Annotated in this window: 18 protein-coding genes; 10 read left to right on the top strand and 8 right to left on the bottom strand. The window is 61.7% G+C overall.

Annotation, left to right across the window (positions count from 1 at the left end; translation table 11 throughout):
• Window positions 1-231: 231 nt before the first annotated feature.
• The 4 genes from xylF (at window position 232) to NKI41_RS27490 (ending at window position 5,346) form a co-directional block, all read left to right on the top strand.
• Window positions 232-1,272 (top strand): D-xylose ABC transporter substrate-binding protein, encoded by a 1,041-nt coding sequence (xylF, locus tag NKI41_RS27505; RefSeq protein ID WP_352685929.1) that lies wholly within the window; start codon window positions 232-234, stop codon window positions 1,270-1,272.
• A 141-nt stretch (window positions 1,273-1,413) separates the two neighbouring features.
• Window positions 1,414-2,778 (top strand): sugar ABC transporter permease, encoded by a 1,365-nt coding sequence (locus tag NKI41_RS27500; RefSeq protein ID WP_352685927.1) that lies wholly within the window; start codon window positions 1,414-1,416, stop codon window positions 2,776-2,778.
• A gap of 15 nt (window positions 2,779-2,793) precedes the next feature.
• Window positions 2,794-3,594, top strand: coding sequence for an ATP-binding cassette domain-containing protein (locus NKI41_RS27495; RefSeq protein WP_352471126.1), 801 nt, complete (start codon window positions 2,794-2,796; stop codon window positions 3,592-3,594).
• Between the two features lie 129 nt (window positions 3,595-3,723).
• Window positions 3,724-5,346 carry a CHASE domain-containing protein gene (locus NKI41_RS27490; protein ID WP_352685925.1) on the top strand — a complete coding sequence of 541 codons (1,623 nt, stop codon included), beginning with the start codon at window positions 3,724-3,726 and terminating at the stop codon, window positions 5,344-5,346.
• A 98-nt stretch (window positions 5,347-5,444) separates the two neighbouring features.
• Here NKI41_RS27490 and NKI41_RS27485 read toward each other — a convergent pair whose 3' ends face one another.
• The 5 genes from NKI41_RS27485 to NKI41_RS27465 form a co-directional block, all read right to left on the bottom strand.
• Complete coding sequence (locus tag NKI41_RS27485; RefSeq protein WP_006328050.1) at window positions 5,445-5,690, bottom strand: YMGG-like glycine zipper-containing protein; 246 nt, start codon at window positions 5,688-5,690, stop codon at window positions 5,445-5,447.
• A gap of 346 nt (window positions 5,691-6,036) precedes the next feature.
• On the bottom strand, window positions 6,037-6,207 hold the full coding sequence (locus tag NKI41_RS27480) for a hypothetical protein (RefSeq protein ID WP_352685923.1): 171 nt from the start codon (window positions 6,205-6,207) through the stop codon (window positions 6,037-6,039).
• 132 nt (window positions 6,208-6,339) lie between these two features.
• On the bottom strand, window positions 6,340-7,374 hold the full coding sequence (locus tag NKI41_RS27475) for a sensor histidine kinase (protein ID WP_352451150.1): 1,035 nt from the start codon (window positions 7,372-7,374) through the stop codon (window positions 6,340-6,342).
• A gap of 191 nt (window positions 7,375-7,565) precedes the next feature.
• Complete coding sequence (locus NKI41_RS27470) at window positions 7,566-7,730, bottom strand: DUF1328 domain-containing protein (RefSeq protein WP_023678541.1); 165 nt, start codon at window positions 7,728-7,730, stop codon at window positions 7,566-7,568.
• A 226-nt stretch (window positions 7,731-7,956) separates the two neighbouring features.
• Window positions 7,957-8,751 (bottom strand): response regulator, encoded by a 795-nt coding sequence (locus tag NKI41_RS27465; RefSeq protein ID WP_352471123.1) that lies wholly within the window; start codon window positions 8,749-8,751, stop codon window positions 7,957-7,959.
• Between the two features lie 217 nt (window positions 8,752-8,968).
• On the opposite strand from NKI41_RS27465, the gene NKI41_RS27460 reads away from it, so the two are divergent.
• On the top strand, window positions 8,969-9,172 hold the full coding sequence (locus NKI41_RS27460) for a NepR family anti-sigma factor (protein WP_023678543.1): 204 nt from the start codon (window positions 8,969-8,971) through the stop codon (window positions 9,170-9,172).
• A 3-nt stretch (window positions 9,173-9,175) separates the two neighbouring features.
• Complete coding sequence (locus NKI41_RS27455; RefSeq protein ID WP_023678544.1) at window positions 9,176-9,727, top strand: sigma-70 family RNA polymerase sigma factor; 552 nt, start codon at window positions 9,176-9,178, stop codon at window positions 9,725-9,727.
• 29 nt (window positions 9,728-9,756) lie between these two features.
• On the opposite strand, the gene NKI41_RS27450 is transcribed toward NKI41_RS27455, so the two are convergent.
• Window positions 9,757-10,137, bottom strand: a complete 381-nt coding sequence (locus tag NKI41_RS27450) for a response regulator (protein WP_292659204.1) — start codon at window positions 10,135-10,137, stop codon at window positions 9,757-9,759.
• A 227-nt stretch (window positions 10,138-10,364) separates the two neighbouring features.
• On the opposite strand from NKI41_RS27450, the gene NKI41_RS27445 reads away from it, so the two are divergent.
• A complete protein-coding gene (locus NKI41_RS27445) occupies window positions 10,365-10,691 on the top strand; it encodes an ElaB/YgaM/YqjD family protein (RefSeq protein ID WP_023678546.1) in 327 nt (108 codons plus the stop codon).
• Between the two features lie 10 nt (window positions 10,692-10,701).
• A complete protein-coding gene (locus NKI41_RS27440) occupies window positions 10,702-11,181 on the top strand; it encodes a hypothetical protein (protein ID WP_352540234.1) in 480 nt (159 codons plus the stop codon).
• 48 nt (window positions 11,182-11,229) lie between these two features.
• Here the strand turns inward: NKI41_RS27440 and NKI41_RS27435 are convergent, their stop codons facing one another.
• Window positions 11,230-12,756, bottom strand: a complete 1,527-nt coding sequence (locus tag NKI41_RS27435) for a sensor histidine kinase (protein WP_352685921.1) — start codon at window positions 12,754-12,756, stop codon at window positions 11,230-11,232.
• Between the two features lie 146 nt (window positions 12,757-12,902).
• Between NKI41_RS27435 and NKI41_RS27430 the strand changes: the two genes are divergently transcribed.
• Window positions 12,903-13,076, top strand: coding sequence for a hypothetical protein (locus NKI41_RS27430; RefSeq protein ID WP_352685919.1), 174 nt, complete (start codon window positions 12,903-12,905; stop codon window positions 13,074-13,076).
• Between the two features lie 58 nt (window positions 13,077-13,134).
• Here NKI41_RS27430 and NKI41_RS27425 read toward each other — a convergent pair whose 3' ends face one another.
• Complete coding sequence (locus NKI41_RS27425) at window positions 13,135-14,055, bottom strand: diacylglycerol/lipid kinase family protein (protein WP_352471119.1); 921 nt, start codon at window positions 14,053-14,055, stop codon at window positions 13,135-13,137.
• 252 nt (window positions 14,056-14,307) lie between these two features.
• On the opposite strand from NKI41_RS27425, the gene NKI41_RS27420 reads away from it, so the two are divergent.
• Entirely contained in the window at window positions 14,308-15,669 is a 1,362-nt protein-coding gene (locus NKI41_RS27420) for a PRC-barrel domain-containing protein (RefSeq protein WP_352471118.1), read from the top strand.
• The last annotated feature ends 132 nt before the right edge of the window (window positions 15,670-15,801 follow it).

Raw genomic sequence — 15,801 nt, 5'->3', positions numbered from 1 at the left:
AATGTCCGACAAATAGTGTCGGATGAGGCAAATAGTGTCAGATGCAGGTGGCGCTGTCATCGTTTATTCCGACGCTCGAAAAAACTCGCAGAGTCATCAAAATCCATCAGAATCGATGTTGACAGCAGCCGGAGATCGGGCCAGTATTTTTTCGAGGCTCGAAAAAATTAGAGCTTCTAAGCTGGTCTTTGAGCCAATTGATCACGCCGTACGCGGCGCAGGGAGGATATGATGAAGAAATTCACGACCGCCATTCTGGCGGGTGTCGCCATGACGCTGGCGCTGGCGTCAGTGGCGCAGGCTAAAGACAAGGTCATCGGCGTTTCCTGGTCGAACTTCCAGGAAGAGCGCTGGAAGACCGACGAGGCCGCAATGAAGGCGGCCATCGAGGCCGCAGGCGACAAGTATATTTCCGCCGACGCACAGTCCAACCCCGGCAAGCAGCTCACCGACGTCGAGAGCCTGATCTCGCAGGGCGCCAACGCACTGATCATCCTGGCGCAGGACGCCTCGGCCATCGGGCCGGCCGTGCAAAAGGCGCTGGACGAAGGTATTCCGGTTGTCGGCTACGACCGGCTGATCGAGAACAAGGACGTCTTTTACCTGACCTTCGACAACAAGGAAGTCGGCCGCATGCAGGCCCGGGAAGTCTTCAAGGTGAAGCCGGAAGGCAACTACGTCTTCATCAAGGGTTCGGGTTCCGATCCGAATGCCGATTTCCTGTTTGCCGGTTCGATGGAGGTGCTGAAGGCGGCAATAGACAGCGGCAAGATCAAGAATGTTGGCGAGGCCTATACCGACGGCTGGCTGCCGGCCAACGCTCAGAAGAACATGGAACAGTTCCTGACCGCCAACGACAACAAGGTCGATGCCGTGGTCGCGGCCAATGACGGCACTGCCGGCGGCGTCGTCGCCGCGCTGACAGCGCAAGGGCTGGCCGGATCGGTTCCGGTTTCGGGCCAGGACGGCGACCACGCCGCGCTGAACCGCATCGCGCTCGGCACACAGACCGTGTCGGTGTGGAAGGATGCGCGCGAGCTCGGCAAGAATGCCGCCGAGATCGCCTCGCAGCTGGCCGACGGCAAGCAGATGACCGACATTGCCGGCGTGAAGGATTTCACCACGCCCGGCGGCAATACCGTCAAGTCGCTGTTCCTGACCCCGGTCGCCATCACCAAGGACAACCTCAACGTCGTCATCGACGCCGGCTGGATCAAGAAAGAAGAGGTCTGCGCCGGCGTGACGGCTGGCACTGTTGCAGTCTGCAACTGAGCCGACGTTTCCGAGAAGTCCGAACGCCGCGGCCGCTCGCCGCGGCGTTTTTCAACAAGAGTTGTTTTTCCGCTTCCGGCGGATAACTTCTAGGCTGCTTCCGGCATCCGCGGCAGACGGCAACCCGGCGGGAGAAACATCATGACCGACACGACGTCCAACACGCCGGTCGACAGCACGGCAGACCGGGCACGGGAATCCGAGCTCGGCATCGTTGCCCGATTTCTCAAGGCAACCGAACTCGACACGCGCATGCTCGGCATGGTCGGCGCGCTGCTGGTCATCTGGGTCGGCCTGCATGTCGTTTCCAGCGTACGGCTCGGCGTCAATCCGTTCGACTTCGACAGCCGGACCTTCCTGACGCCACGCAATCTCTGGAACCTGTCGGTGCAGACTTCCGCCGTGGCCATAATGGCCGCCGGAATGGTGCTGGTTATCGTCATGCGCAATATCGACCTGTCGGTCGGTTCCGCCGAAGGTCTGATCGGCGTGGTCATGGGCTTTGCGCAGGTGCATTTCCTGGTGCGAATGATCGGTCTGCAATTAGGCAATCCCTGGATCTGGATCCTGGCACTGGCCATCGGCCTGGCGCTTGGCCTTCTGATCGGAGCGTTCCAGGGATACATCATCGCTTATCTCGAGGTGCCGGCCTTCATCGTGACGCTGGGCGGCCTTCTGGTCTGGCGGGGTGCCGCATGGTGGGTCGCCAGCGGTCAGACGATTGCGCCGCTTGATGCCACTTTCCAGCTGATGGGCGGTGGGCCGGCGGGTTCGATCGGCGCGCGATGGAGCTGGATCGTCGGAATTGTCGCGTGCCTGGCGGTTGTGTTCATGCTGCTCAACGGGCGGGTGCAGCGCAAGCGGTTCCGCTTTCCGTTGCGCCCGATCTGGGCCGAGACGTTCCTCGGTGTCCTCACCTGCGCTGTCATCATGGGCGCCATATGGCTTGCCAATTCCTATCCTTGGCCGGTCGGCATCGTGAACAGATATGCGGCGGCCAACAATATAACGGTTCCCGAAGGCGGGCTGTTCATCGCCCATGGCATCGCCATACCCGTGCTGATGGCTGTAGCCGTAGGGCTGATCATGACCTTCATCGCCAAGCGTACCCGTTTCGGCCGCTATGTCTTCGCCATCGGCGGCAATCCGGAAGCAGCCAACCTTGCCGGTATCAACACGCGCTGGGTGACCATGAAGGTGTTCATGATCATGGGCGTGCTGGCGACGATCGCCGCGGCGATCTCGTCAGCCAGGCAGAACTCGTCGACCAATGCGCTGGGCACGTTGGACGAGCTGCTGGTCATCGCGGCGGCGGTGATCGGCGGCACGTCGCTCGCCGGCGGCTCCGGCACAGTGCTCGGCGCCATGCTCGGCGCGCTTTTGATGCAGTCGCTGCAGTCCGGCATGGTGCTGCTCGGCATCGATTCACCGCTGCAGAGCATCGTTGTCGGCGCCGTGCTGGTGCTCGCGGTGTGGCTCGATACCGTCTATCGCAAACGCGTTTAGGGAGGAGGAACGATCATGGCAGACAAAACCGCTCCCACGGGCACGCCGCTGATCGACATGCGCAACATCTCCATCGCTTTCGGCGGCATTCGCGCCGTCGACGATGCCTCTGTCGACCTTTTCCCGGGCGAGGTGATGGCTTTGCTCGGTCACAACGGTGCCGGCAAATCGACGTTGATAAAAATCCTGTCCGGCGCCTACAAGCGCGATGCGGGCCAGATTTTCGTCAACGGCGAGGAGGCTTCGATCTCCAATCCCCGCGACGCCAAGAAGTACGGCATCGAGACGATCTACCAGACGCTGGCGCTGGCCGACAATGTCGATGCGGCCGCCAACCTGTTTCTCGGCCGCGAGCTGATGACCGGCTGGGGGACGCTCGACGACGTCGCCATGGAGGCCGAGGCGCGCAAAGTGATGGGCAGGCTCAATCCGCGTTTCCAACGCTTCAAGGAGCCGGTGGTAAAGCTTTCGGGCGGCCAGCGGCAGTCGGTGGCGATCGCCCGCGCCATCCTGTTCAATGCTCGCATCCTGATCATGGACGAGCCGACGGCGGCACTCGGGCCGCAAGAGACGGCGCAGGTCGGCGAACTGGTCAGGCAGCTCAAGGCCGACGGCATCGGCATCTTCCTGATCAGCCATGATATTCACGACGTGTTCGAGCTTGCCGACCGTGTCTGCGTCATGAAGAACGGTCGGGTTGTCGGAACGGCGCGCACAACCGACGTCACCCAGGACGAGGTGCTCGGCATGATCATCCTCGGCAAGTGCCCACCCGGCGCCATTCCGGGGCCGGGCGCGCTGAAGATCGCCGCATGAACGAGAATTAGCCGGCTAATCACACGCCGCCAAAATGTGCCAGCCGTCACCATGCTTTGGCCTCGCCATTGTGTTGGCGTCAGGACTTGCCCATAAAGATGCCGAACCGTCCACGGGACGTATCAGCAATTGAAGAAGCTTTTTCCGACCGTCGCTTTTATCGCCGTCGCGCTGATCAGCCTGACGATGGCGGGTTTTGCCTATTTTGCCACCCAGGAGGCGGCCCGCATTAAATTCGAGGCGACGGCAGACGACGCGCTTAACCGGATCGAAAGCCGCATCGACCTGGACCTGTCGCTGCTGCGTTCGACCCGGGCGCTGTTCGACGCACGCAATGGCGGTATCTCGCAGGGCGAGTTCAAGGCTTTCTTCAACGCGCTCGACGTCGACAATAATTTCGCCGGCCTGCGCGGCATCGGTTTCCTCCGCCTGGCGAAAACTGGCAACGAGGCGGCGGTCGAGCGCGACATCCTGCACGATCACGGCGCAAGCCATCCGATCTATCCCGACACGAACTTACCGTGGCGTACGCCCATCGTGCTGTTCGAACCGCTGGATCCGTCCAACAAATCCAGCATCGGCTACGACATGTTCACCGGGCCGGCGCGGCGCGAGGCGATCGAAAAGGCGATGGCCGACGACCAGCAGCACGCCAGCGGGCTCGTGCAGTTCGGCAAGGATACGGGTGCCGCGCAGACCTTTACCGGGTTCCTCGTCTTCGTCCGGCTCAATGTCGAAACCGCGCCGGACGCCGTGAACGCGACGAGATCCTCGACTGCCGGCTTCCTTTATGCGGCCTTCCGCGCCCGTGATCTGTTCCAGGCTGCGCTCAGCCGGGCACCATTGCTGCCGGTCAACACCGAGATCTATGACGGCACGGTGGACAGCGACAACCTGCTGTTCCAATCGGAAACGCCGCCTGTTTCGAGCCTCGGCGACAGGCTGCTGGTCACCCGCAAGGTCACCGTCGCCGGCCGGTCGTGGGTCGTCCTGTTCAGGCCGACAAGTGCTTTCTCGCAACCTTCCTCGCGCGCCATCCCGGTGATGCTCGGATTGTTCGGACTGCTGCTTGCGGGCGCCATCGCGCTGGTGGCCCGCTATCAGGAGCGGGCCTATGAGGCGGTCTCGCTGCTTCACGAAACGACCGAAAAGAGCCTGCTGGAAAAAGACCTGATGCTGCAGGAGATGAAGCATCGCATCAAGAACTCGATCACGCGGGTGCTGGCAATCGCGCGCCAGACAGCATCGCACACCACCGACGTCCAGGAATTCTCGGCTTCTTTCTCGGCCCGGCTGCAGGCGATGGCGGCTTCCCAGGACATGCTGACGCGCTCACGCTGGCAGAAAGCCGATCTCGGCGACCTGCTGCGCATCGAGCTAGGCCAGGTGTTCGGCAGCGAGCTTCCTGAAGGGCTGCTGTCGGGACCGCAGATTCTTCTCGATGAAAAGACGACGCAGGCACTCGGCCTCGTCTTTCACGAACTGGCGACGAATGCGCTGAAGCATGGCGAAGCCGGCAATTCAGTCGGTGCGCTGAAGGTCGACTGGTCGCTCGAAGCCCGTAGCGGCACCCGGACATTGGCTCTCAACTGGCGCGAGGCCGGTCAGAAGAAGCTTGAGAGACCGGCAAAGAGTGGTTTTGGCACCAGACTGATCGATCTCAACGTCACGCGCGAATTGCGTGGCACAATCAGGCGCGATTTTCGCGAAGATGGCTTGAACGTGGAAATCAGGGTTCCGCTGCCGGCCTGAAGCCCCGTCTCGTGGGCCGCGTCGCAACAGCGCTTTAAAGGGCAAACGCGGAGACAGGTGGCCTGCCTCCGCGTTTGCTGTTCGCCTGGAGCTCGAAACTAGTTGCAGCGAGCTGTGTAAATCCGGCCGTGACGATCTCTGTATTGGCAGTAGCCATTTTGCAGCCGGCGAACGAGCAGACCGCCAATCGCACCAGCGCCGGCGCCGATCAAAGCGCCCTTGCCGCCGCCGACAGCGCCACCAATGAGCGCGCCGCCCACAGTGCCGATTCCCACGTTCTCTTCCGTGGTGGTGCAGCCGCTGACCGCAACCACGGCAACCATGGCAATAATCATCTTCCGCATGGAGTCATCCTCACTTTTGTCCTCACTTTAATAAGCTCCAGCCGCCATTTAGCATGAAAGTACGGCCTTTGCCCGCACGATTTCATTGTTGATTAAGATAGTCTTTTTCGGGGCGTGCGCCGTTTGATGCTACCACGAACCCGGAAATCTCCAAGGACGCATCGAGCGTGCCGTTGGGGCGCACGTTCCAGACGATCCTGTCATGGTCGTTCTCGAGCGCCGGATCGACGGCAAGGCATCTGGCGCCGACATGTTGGGCCTGGCCCTGCAGGTCAGCGACCGCGAACGGGCACGGCCGAGCACTCGGGCAGTGGTTTCAAAGCGATCAAGCAGAGGCGAGTTCGATTCAGATCAGTTGGGACGCGGCGGTCAGGACGATCGCGGCCATAAGCGCGACGGCGGCGAAGCGCAGGGGCGAAGCACGAGGCGCGGGCGTTGCGGGCGCGTCGGGATCCTGAAAACCGCCCATCGAGACGCGAGCGGCCTGTTCCAGTCTGTTCACGTCTGCAGCCGTCAACGCCCATTCCCTTCACTTTGTGCCAAACTCAATCCGGCGGATCGGCACGTTCGCACAGGATCGGACTTGATGGTGAACAGTCGGTTAAAGATGGCGATGCGCAGCAAGCCTTCGCGCGGCGACCGCCGCTCGTTAATCCGTCTCGAAATTACCGTGAGGAACGACAAGGCGGTATTCGAGGCGGTTCCCGGTGATCTCAAGGGTCGCCGTTCCATTCAATGAAGTGGGCACGACGCGTTCGAGCGCGACGCTGCCAAAACGCTTCTCACTGCGCTGATTGTCGTTGGCTCCGATCACTTCGGCCCATGTCAGCGACAGCGCAGGCTCGCCAGCGGAAGCTGCCGTCAGATCGGCCGTCACCTCGACGAAACCGTCGCTGCGCGACAGTGCGCCATAGCTGACCGAATTGACGGCGAGCTCATGCATGGCCAAGCCGATGTGCAAGGCGGCATTGGGGTTGAGATATGGATTTGCGCCGCGGAAACGTAGGCTGTGCAAGGGATCCGCGCCGTACCTGCCGACCTGACCGGAAACCAGCTCGCGCAGCGCCGCTCCCCGCCAGTTGGATGACGTAACCAAATCCTGCGAGGAGGCCAGCGACTGCAGTCGGCCCCGGAAGCGCGTCAGGAAATCGTCAATGCTGCCGGAATAACGGCCCGTCTGGGTGGCGATGCTCTGGATGATGGCCAAAAGGTTCTTGGAGCGATGACTGACTTCGCGCAGCAGCGCCTTCAACGTCTGCTCCCGGCGTTTCTGCTCGGTTGTTTCGACCATGGTGGTCACGACGCCCTGCACCGCGCCGGTCTCGCTGCGGTCGGCGTCTATCCACACCTGAAACCAGCGGGCGCCGTCATCGGCCGGCACGCTGAGCTCAAGATGTTGAGGATTGCCGGAGACGATGACGTCGTGCTTGGCGGCGCCGATACGCTCTGCCTGCGCCGGCGGCAAGATGCCGTTGTTGTCGGAGGCATCGGAAGTCCAGGGCGCGCGCATGTTGCGCGCCCACACCGTCTTCATCTCGCGATCCTGGTACAGGACGGAAATCCCGGCATTGTGCAGTGCATGGAGAAGGGCCCGACCAAGCTGCATCCCGCTTTCGGCGGGATGCAAAGCGATGATCTCATCACTCTGGCCGCGGTCTTTCATTTTTCCGACTCTGGAACGCATCGGTCAATTTGCTCAACCCATGTCGGGCTGAACGGTTCGCGGAAAAATGGGTTCCAAAAGGAGGAGGTTCGTATCAAACCTTAAAAAGCGGTCCGCCGAGCGGCATCCCGTTGGAGGACACTGCCCGGCGGTGGCTGGAAACCGTTTGAGGGGTGCGGCTTCCAGTGTTCGCTTGAATGGCCGCTTGGCATTCACGCTCGTCTGATCAGGCCGGCAATAAGCGATATGATCAGGAAGGCGAGAAAGATGAAGAACAATATCTGCGCTATGCCGGCCGAGGTGCCAGCGATGCCGCCGAAACCAAGCGCACCGGCGATGATCGCCACGACGAGAAATACGAGCGCCCAGTAAAGCATGATCGATCTCCTTCCAATGCTGCGGTGAAAACGTGATTCGCCTCCGTTTGTTCCACCATTTTCCGAAAAAGACGATGCTGAAAATCTTCAGGGCCCGAATTGCCGCGGTGTGTGGAAAGGTCCAGTTGGTTGCCCCAGTTGGTTGCCAGTGAATTGAGCCGGCGTCACTCCCCTCTGATCCTGGGGAGCGGCTGTCTCGGCGGCCGCAGTTCGGCCGCCCGCTGTTTCATGCCGCGGCTTTCGCGTGCCGGTCAAAGAACAGGGCCTGGCTGATAAGAGCCTTGACCATGTCCGGATTGAACGGCTTGGTAACCAGGAATGCCGGTTCCGGCCGCTCGCCGGTGAGCAGGCGCTCGGGAAAGGCGGTGATGAAGATCACCGGTACCGAGGTCGACGACAGGATCTCATTCACGGCCGCTATGCCCGAACTTCCGTCGGCAAGCTGGATATCGGCAAGCACCATCTTTGGCCGCGCCTTGCCGAACATCGCCACCGCCTCGGCGTGGGTGCGCGCCGTTCCGACGACGCGGTGGCCGAGGCTTTCGACCATTTCCTCGATGTCCATGGCGATCAGCGGCTCATCCTCGATGATCAGCACGTCGGTTGCCACCTGACGGGAGATCTCGTTGCTCGCCTGCGCGAGGAGTTCGGAGAATTCCTGTTCGTCGACGTCGAGAATCTCCGCCGCCTCGTCTTCGCTGAAGCCTTCGACCGCCACCAGCAGAAAGGCTTGGCGGGGGCGAGGCGCAATTGCATTCAGATTGGCCGCGGCACGCTGTTCCCATGCCGACTGGGCATGCTCCTGCGGAACGCGAATGGCCACTGAGGTGAAGAGCTTGGCAAAGACCTTGTAGAGCGCGATGCGGTCGTTCGATGCGTTCGGAAAGATGTCGACATCGGCAATGATGGCCTCGAGCATTGCGGCGACCAGCGCGTCGCCGCTCTCCTGCGATCCGGATACTGCGCGCGAGAAGCGACGCAGGAACGGCAGGTGCGGAGCGATGGTTGCTGATAGGCTCATATTGGACGTCTCCCTCATATGACGTGATTGCATGTTACAGCTAAAAAACGGTTCGCAAGCCCAGAGTTGAAAACGCGGGTTCTGCGAAAAAGTTCCGATCATGCGGAACTAAATATATGGGCTGGCGTTTAGGGGCGGGTTGGGCAACCAGACGAGGCTGCCGCTTGCCTTGCGTTATGTGTTGAAGGGCGGCTTAAGGCTGGGACAAAAGGGCGAAATGAAGAACATGACGAAAGCTACCATGGGTGGCGTTGGCAACGGGCGCCGGGCTGCTTCCCGCGACCCGCTTGGGCCGAACTCGGAAATCGGCCGCAAACTCAAACAATACTACGACGAGCTGGTCTCCGACAATGTGCCGGATCGCTTCGCCCAACTGCTCAGCCAGTTGGAAAAAGCCGAACCTGTACAAAAGAAGGACTGAGGCATGGCGGCCGTCTCCCAGGGCTTCAAGACCGACTTGCTCGGCTCGATCCCGAGCCTGCGGGCTTTTGCCGTGTCGCTGACGCAAAACGCCGACAAGGCCGACGACCTGGTGCAGGAAACATTGGTCAAGGCATGGGACAAGCATGAAAGCTTCCAGCCCGGCACCAATCTGAAGGCATGGCTGTTCACGATCTTGCGCAACGAATTCTATTCGCAGATGCGCAAGCGCGGCCGCGAGGTGCAGGACAGCGATGGCGTCATGACGGCCAGGCTTGCCGTTCACCCGGCCCAGCACGGCCAACTTGACCTCGAGGACTTTCGCGGCGCGCTCGAATTGCTGCCAGAAGACCAGCGCGAAGCCATTATCCTCATCGGCGCGTCGGGCTTCTCCTACGAGGAAGCGGCCGAGATCTGCGGCTGCGCCGTCGGAACGATCAAGAGCCGCGTCAGCCGCGCCCGCACACGGCTGCAGGAAATTCTGAAGATCTCCGGTGAAGACGAGTATGGGCCGGACGCAATTTCGGCTCAGGTAACCGGGTCGACGGCTGCGTGAAGCGCGGCGTGTTCGAACCGCTCCGCGCCTCAGCGGAGAGGCGTTCGCCTGCAGGCCGCCGCCACTGCCTCGACGAGATCGTCTCCCGAATAGGGCTTGGTGACCAGTCTGACGCCGGGAAAGGATTTCTTGATCTCGTCCGTATCCGAATAGCCCGAGGCAAAGACGAACGGGATGCCCGCTTCACGCAGCCGCGAAGCAAATTGGAGCGTCGAAACGCCGCTCAGCATGAGGTCGACGATGGCCACATCGAACTGCGCGGCAACGTCTTGCTGTTCGATCTCAGTCAGATCACGGGCGATGACCACATTGAGCGCGCCGTAGTCGCGGCAAAGCTGCTCGATATCCATGGCAATCAGGAACTCATCTTCCAGGATAAGAATCCGCAAACCGTCGAGTGATGCGCGCACGCAGCAATATCTCCTTAAATTCGTCTCGATCGTGAAACGGGGGAAGTCATGATCGTTATTTGGCATGCTGTCATTTAAAAAAGACGCGCTGGCGCGGATGCGTCGGCCTCGGCCCACGCAAGGCATTTGCAACGCGCGCTGCCGGAGATAGGGTTAGAAGAGGTTCGTGCCGGAACCTTGGGGTCTGTCGGGCGTTTCGACCGAGCAAAAGCATGGAGAGTGAAGCAATGGCGACTGCCGCAGGAAAGGCCGCGAACGAAGCCCGCACGAATTCCGATATTGAGGCCGACATCGCACAACTGAAGGCCGACATCGACCAACTTACCAAGCTGTTGGCCAAAACTGGCGAACATGGCTACGGGGCAGCGCGGCGAGCCGCCGCCGAAAGCGTCGAGCAGTTGCGAACCCAGGGCGAGGCAGCCTTCGACAGCCTGCGCAGCAACGCCAGGGACATCGAGGCGCAGATGATAGCGCATATGCGCGAGAAGCCGGTGACGTCGCTGGCGATCGCCGCCGGCGTCGGGTTCCTCTTCGCGCTTCTCGCGCGCCGCTAGTTCTGCACGCATGGGAATGCTTGCATCGCTGATCTCGGGCCTCGCCTCGGGCGAAACCATTGCGGCGGTGCAACGCGCGCGTGTGGCTGCAATTGTCTATTCGGTCGCAGCGGTCGTAGCGCTGTGCGGCCTCGGCTTCCTGGTCGGGGCGGCCTATATCTGGACGGCGGCCCGCTATGGGCCGATGGCAGCTTCCCTGAGCTTCGGGATCGGCTTTCTCGCAATCGCCGGTCTCATCCTGCTCGTCTACCGGATGTCGGCCGGCTCGCGCGCCAGGCGCCGGGCGAAGCGACGCAACGCTGACATGAAGGCTATCGGCATCACTGCGGCACTCGCCGTGCTGCCGGCGCTGCTCAAGGGCAAAGATGGCCCGGGAAAGGCCAGACTGAGCGCGATTCTCGGCCCGGCGATAGCACTCGCTGCCTACGCCATCTACCGCGAGAACGTGAAGCGCGGCTCCGATGATCCGGATACCGGCAAACGTGAATAGTTCGGAGGGGATAGTTCGGGGCAAACGATTCTGGCGCCGGTCGCAAAATCACAAATCTTCGAGCGGAATCGATATTTCCGCGACCACGCCGTCCGGCCGGAATTCATGGATCACCTCGCTGGAAATGACCTTGGCCAGGCTGCGGCGGATCAGGATCGAGCCGAAGCCATGGCGTTCGGGCGGCGCAACCCGCGGGCCGCCGCTTTCGCGCCAGGCCAGCAACAGACGGCGTGCGCCCTTCCTGCCTTGTACCCTCCAATCGAGATCGACCTTTCCGGAGGAAACCGAGAGCGACCCGTATTGCAGTGCATTGCTTGCCAGTTCATGCAGGATCAGCCCGAGCCCGACTGCCTGGTCGGGTGAGAGCAGGACATCGGCGCCGGAGATCGCCATGCGCGATTGTCCGGCGGCTTGGAACGGCTTTAGCTCGATCTCCACCAGCTCGCGGATGCCGATGCCGCGCCACTCGCGGTCCGACAGCAGGCTGTGCGCAACGCCCAGTGCCTGCAGCCTGGCGCTGAAGGCTTCGAGGAATTCGCTTGGCTGGCGGGCATGGCGAACGGTCTGCGTCGCCAGCGCCTGTACGGTTGCCAAAGTGTTCTTGACGCGGTGATTGAGCTCGCGCAGCAACAGTCGTTGACGTTCGTCGCCAAGCTTGCGTTCGGTAATGTCGTAGTTGACGCCGAAGATCAGCGTCGGCTTGCCCTCGCCGTCGCGTTCTATGACGCGGCCGCGCGTTGCGATCCATCGCGGCGGATCGAGGCCTTTGACACGGTATTCGCCAAAATAATCGTCGCTGCCGGTCAGCGCGTCGCGAAAGCGTGTTTCGGTCTGGTGAACGTCGCGCGGGTCGATGGCGGTCAGGATGTCGCGCGCCCTCAGCCTGTTCGACTTCGGCAGGTTGAACAATTCGGACAGCAGGACATCGCAGTCGATCATATCGCTGCGGATATCCCATGCCCAGCTGGCAAGCGAAGCCGCGTCGAGCGCGATAGCGCGCCGCTTTTCCTCTCGGACCAGTGCTGCCTTGGCAATCGCCGCACTGCGGGTTGCATCCTTCAGCGTGAACAGGCTGGCGGCGAGGCCGGCCAGCGCCGACAGCTGGTCGAGCTGGACAGAGGAGGGACGTGCGTGCGGCTTCCGGTCGAGCACGCACAGCGTGCCGACCAGCGCGCCGTCGACTACGATGGGCACGCCTGCGTAAAAGCGGATATGATGCTCGCCGGTGACCAGCGGATTGGCTTTGAACCGCGGATCCGCCGCCGCGTCGGCCACCACCATCGGCACGTCGCCGGCTGCGATGGTATAGGCGCAGAACGATGTCTCGGTTGCGATTTCGGTCTCGTCGAGGCCGATAGAGGACTTGAACCACTGCCGCTCGGCATCGACCAGCGTGATCAGTGCGACAGTCGTTTGCATAGCCGAAGCGGCAAGACCGCCGATACGATCGAAATCAGGGTCGGCAGCCCCGTCCAGCGTGTCGAGGCCGTGCAGCACGGCAAGACGGTCCGCGGCGCCCACCACACGGCGAATATCGGCCGGCAGGCCCGGCGTGTTCTGGCTATTGTCGTCCACTATGCCCCCGGAGGCCGGCTCCGCTGATTGGTCAGGCCAACCGGCCCGTCTGCCGCCTTGCAGTGCCGGAACTTTCGCGGCGGGGGACCGTTACCAGCCAACGCCCCGCCAGTTACGCCTGCCGGCGCCAAATATGGAGCCAGACGATGCCAAAAACCATTCCTGAAAACAAAGCCCGTCAAGGGCGGCGGGGTCGGCATGTCCTTCGTATCCTGATCGCCGCGCTGTTGCTGGCTTTTATCGCCTGGGGCGTCGCCGAAATCTACGGCTGGATAATCGAGACGCCGAAGACCGAACAGGGCAACACGCCCAGCGGCTAGGTTCTCTCCATCGCTCGCGCCAGTTTGCATCACGCAACCCCACATCACGCATCCCACGTCAGGCAACCTTTGCCTCGACAGCGCGCGCCGGGACGAGAACATTCAACGCGCGCGGATGGATTTCGACGGTCGTCTCGCGATCGAGCTTTACCAGTTCGCCGTCCATGACGGCCTGAACTTTCCTGTTAGTCGAATGGATTTTCAAAACGGCGCGGTTTGCCTGATGGATTTCGACATGCTCGTTGCCGCGCCATTTCCCACGGGCGACGTCAAAGAGGAACCTGATCAATTCGCCGCGCCGCCGCGCCACGGTGACATAGATGCCCAGCACGCCGCCTGCCGGATTATCGGCATAGGGCAGGTGGCCCTCGCCAAACAGATTGTTGGTGATGCCGATACCGGTGATCCGGGTTCTGATCTCGGCCTCGCCGATCATCAGCGTTACGTTCATCGCCGGTGGATTGTTGATCGTCGCCCAAGCGGCTCGCACCGAGGCGCGCATCTTCCCCAAGCGCGAGCCGAATTCCATCTTCTGGCGCAGTTGCACCATCCTGGCGTGCATGCCGATCGAGAATTGATGCACGAAGGGCCGGCCGTTGGCTGTTGCAATGTCAATCGCCATCACCTCGCCGTCGGCAAACGATTTCAGTGCCGCATCGAGGGTCTGCGGGATACCGAGGCCGCGCGCAAAAAGGTTCATTGTGCCAGCCGGCAGAATTGCCAGCGCCTTCTCCCCATTCATCAAACGGGCTGCCGCGGCCGAAATGGTGCCGTCGCCGCCGCCAGCCAGCACGACGTCGATGCCGCGCCTGGAAGCTACGCCGTCCAGCGTGGCGACGATATCCTTGCCGGCGACGATTTCGATATCAATCGAGTGGCCGGCAGTCTCAAGTGTGCTGCGCATCCGACTGGCGAAGGCCTCAAGATCGATGGTGCGCAGGGTGCCCCCGTCCTTGTTCAGCACCGCTGCAAACCGCATGGCCGTTCCATTTTCCAGCACTTATCGGGCCGGGACGGAGCCCCAGCCGGGAGTGGAACGGGGCGGCCGAGAAAATGTTCCTTTCGACCAACGCGGCGAATCCGAGAACCATTGACATCGCACCGGGTGCACCACGGCTTTTTTCGGAACAACAGTGTGGTCACAACGTTGTGAACATGCAGAAGACGCTGCGCCCGCAGTGACGCCAGGTGGGCACGGCGTGCACGAAATCACCGACGAGGAGACACTAAGATGATCCGCACCCTTTTAACCACGACAGCAGTCGCAACATTGATTGCGACGGGTGCATTTGCGCAGTCGGCGACGACCCCGGCGCCGGCGCAACCACCCGCCGTAGAGAATTCCGCTCCAGCCGCTCCGGTGCAACGCGCCGAGGGCAGCCTTGTCACCAATATCATCGGCGAGTCGGTCTATAACGGCACCGGCGACAATGCAGAGAATATCGGCAAGATCACCGATGTCGTCTTCGACGAGCGCGGCGAGGTAAAATCCGTCGTCATCGGCGTTGGCGGTTTTCTTGGCATAGGAACCAAGAACGTCGTTTTCGACTACAAGAAGATGCAATGGGCCGAAAGAAATGGCGACCGTTGGCTGATAGCGCAAACGACGAAGGATGAGTTGACTGCTCAGCCGGATTTCGACCGGAGGCCTTACGATCCGACTCCGCCACCAGCTTCGGCGGATAATGCGGCGCCTGCCGCCCCTTCCACCAGCGCGCAAAATACAACCCCGGCGCCTGCCGCGCCGGCTGAGCCAGTGAAGCGCGCGGAAGGCAATCTTGCCACCAATATCATCGGCGAGACCGTCTACAACGGTACCGGCGACGACGCCCAGAACATCGGCGACGTAAACGACATCGTCATCAACAAGGAAGCCAAGGCGCAATCGCTGGTCATCGGTGTCGGCGGCTTCCTCGGCATAGGTGAAAAGAACGTCGCCTATGATTTCGACAAGGCGCAGTGGGCCGAGAGGAACGGCGATCGCTGGCTGGTTGCCCAAACCACCAGGGAAGAGCTGACGGCGCAGCCGGATTTCGACCGCAAGCCCTATGATCCGGCCCCGGCGACCACAGCGTCGAACGATGCCGCGGCTAATGCGCCAGCCGTCGTCACGCCTACCGTGACGGCCAGCAACACTGCCACGACCGATAACACTGCGACAACCAACAACACTGACCAGGCCAGTAAGACGGCCCAAAATGCCCCAGCGCCCGCAACGACGGCAGACCAGACCAAGACCGGGTCGATCGACAAGTCCACACTGACTGAAATGCCGATAGGCGAAATCCGGGCCGAGGATCTGGTCGGAACAACCGTCTACGGCGCCAACGATGTCAACGTCGGCGAGATCGGCGATATCGTGCTGGGCGGCGACAAGAAGGTCGACGCAGTCATCATCGACGTCGGCGGCTTCCTTGGCATCGGCGAGAAGGAGGTGGCGGTCGGCATGGACAACCTGAAATTCATGACCGACAAGAACGGCAAGCGCTATCTCTACACGAACTTCACCAAGGAGCAGCTTGAGGCGCAGGCCCCTTATGACAAGGCCAGCTATGCGCAAAATCGCGAGAAACAGCGCATGATCATGCGCTAAGCTGCGCACAGGCCGACAGAGAAGCGGGCGCCGGCGACGGGGGGGGGGGGGGGTGTGTGGAGGGGGGGCCGGCGGCCGGGGCGGCCACCCCCATGTGCGGGAATTAGGGGGGGGCCACAAAAAAGGGGGGAT

Origin of the sequence: Mesorhizobium sp. M0601, from assembly GCF_040320845.1 — a bacterium.
Lineage (GTDB): Bacteria > Pseudomonadota > Alphaproteobacteria > Rhizobiales > Rhizobiaceae > Mesorhizobium.
Note: the sequence above shows the minus strand (reverse complement) of the source record. Positions and strands in the feature narration are given on the sequence as shown.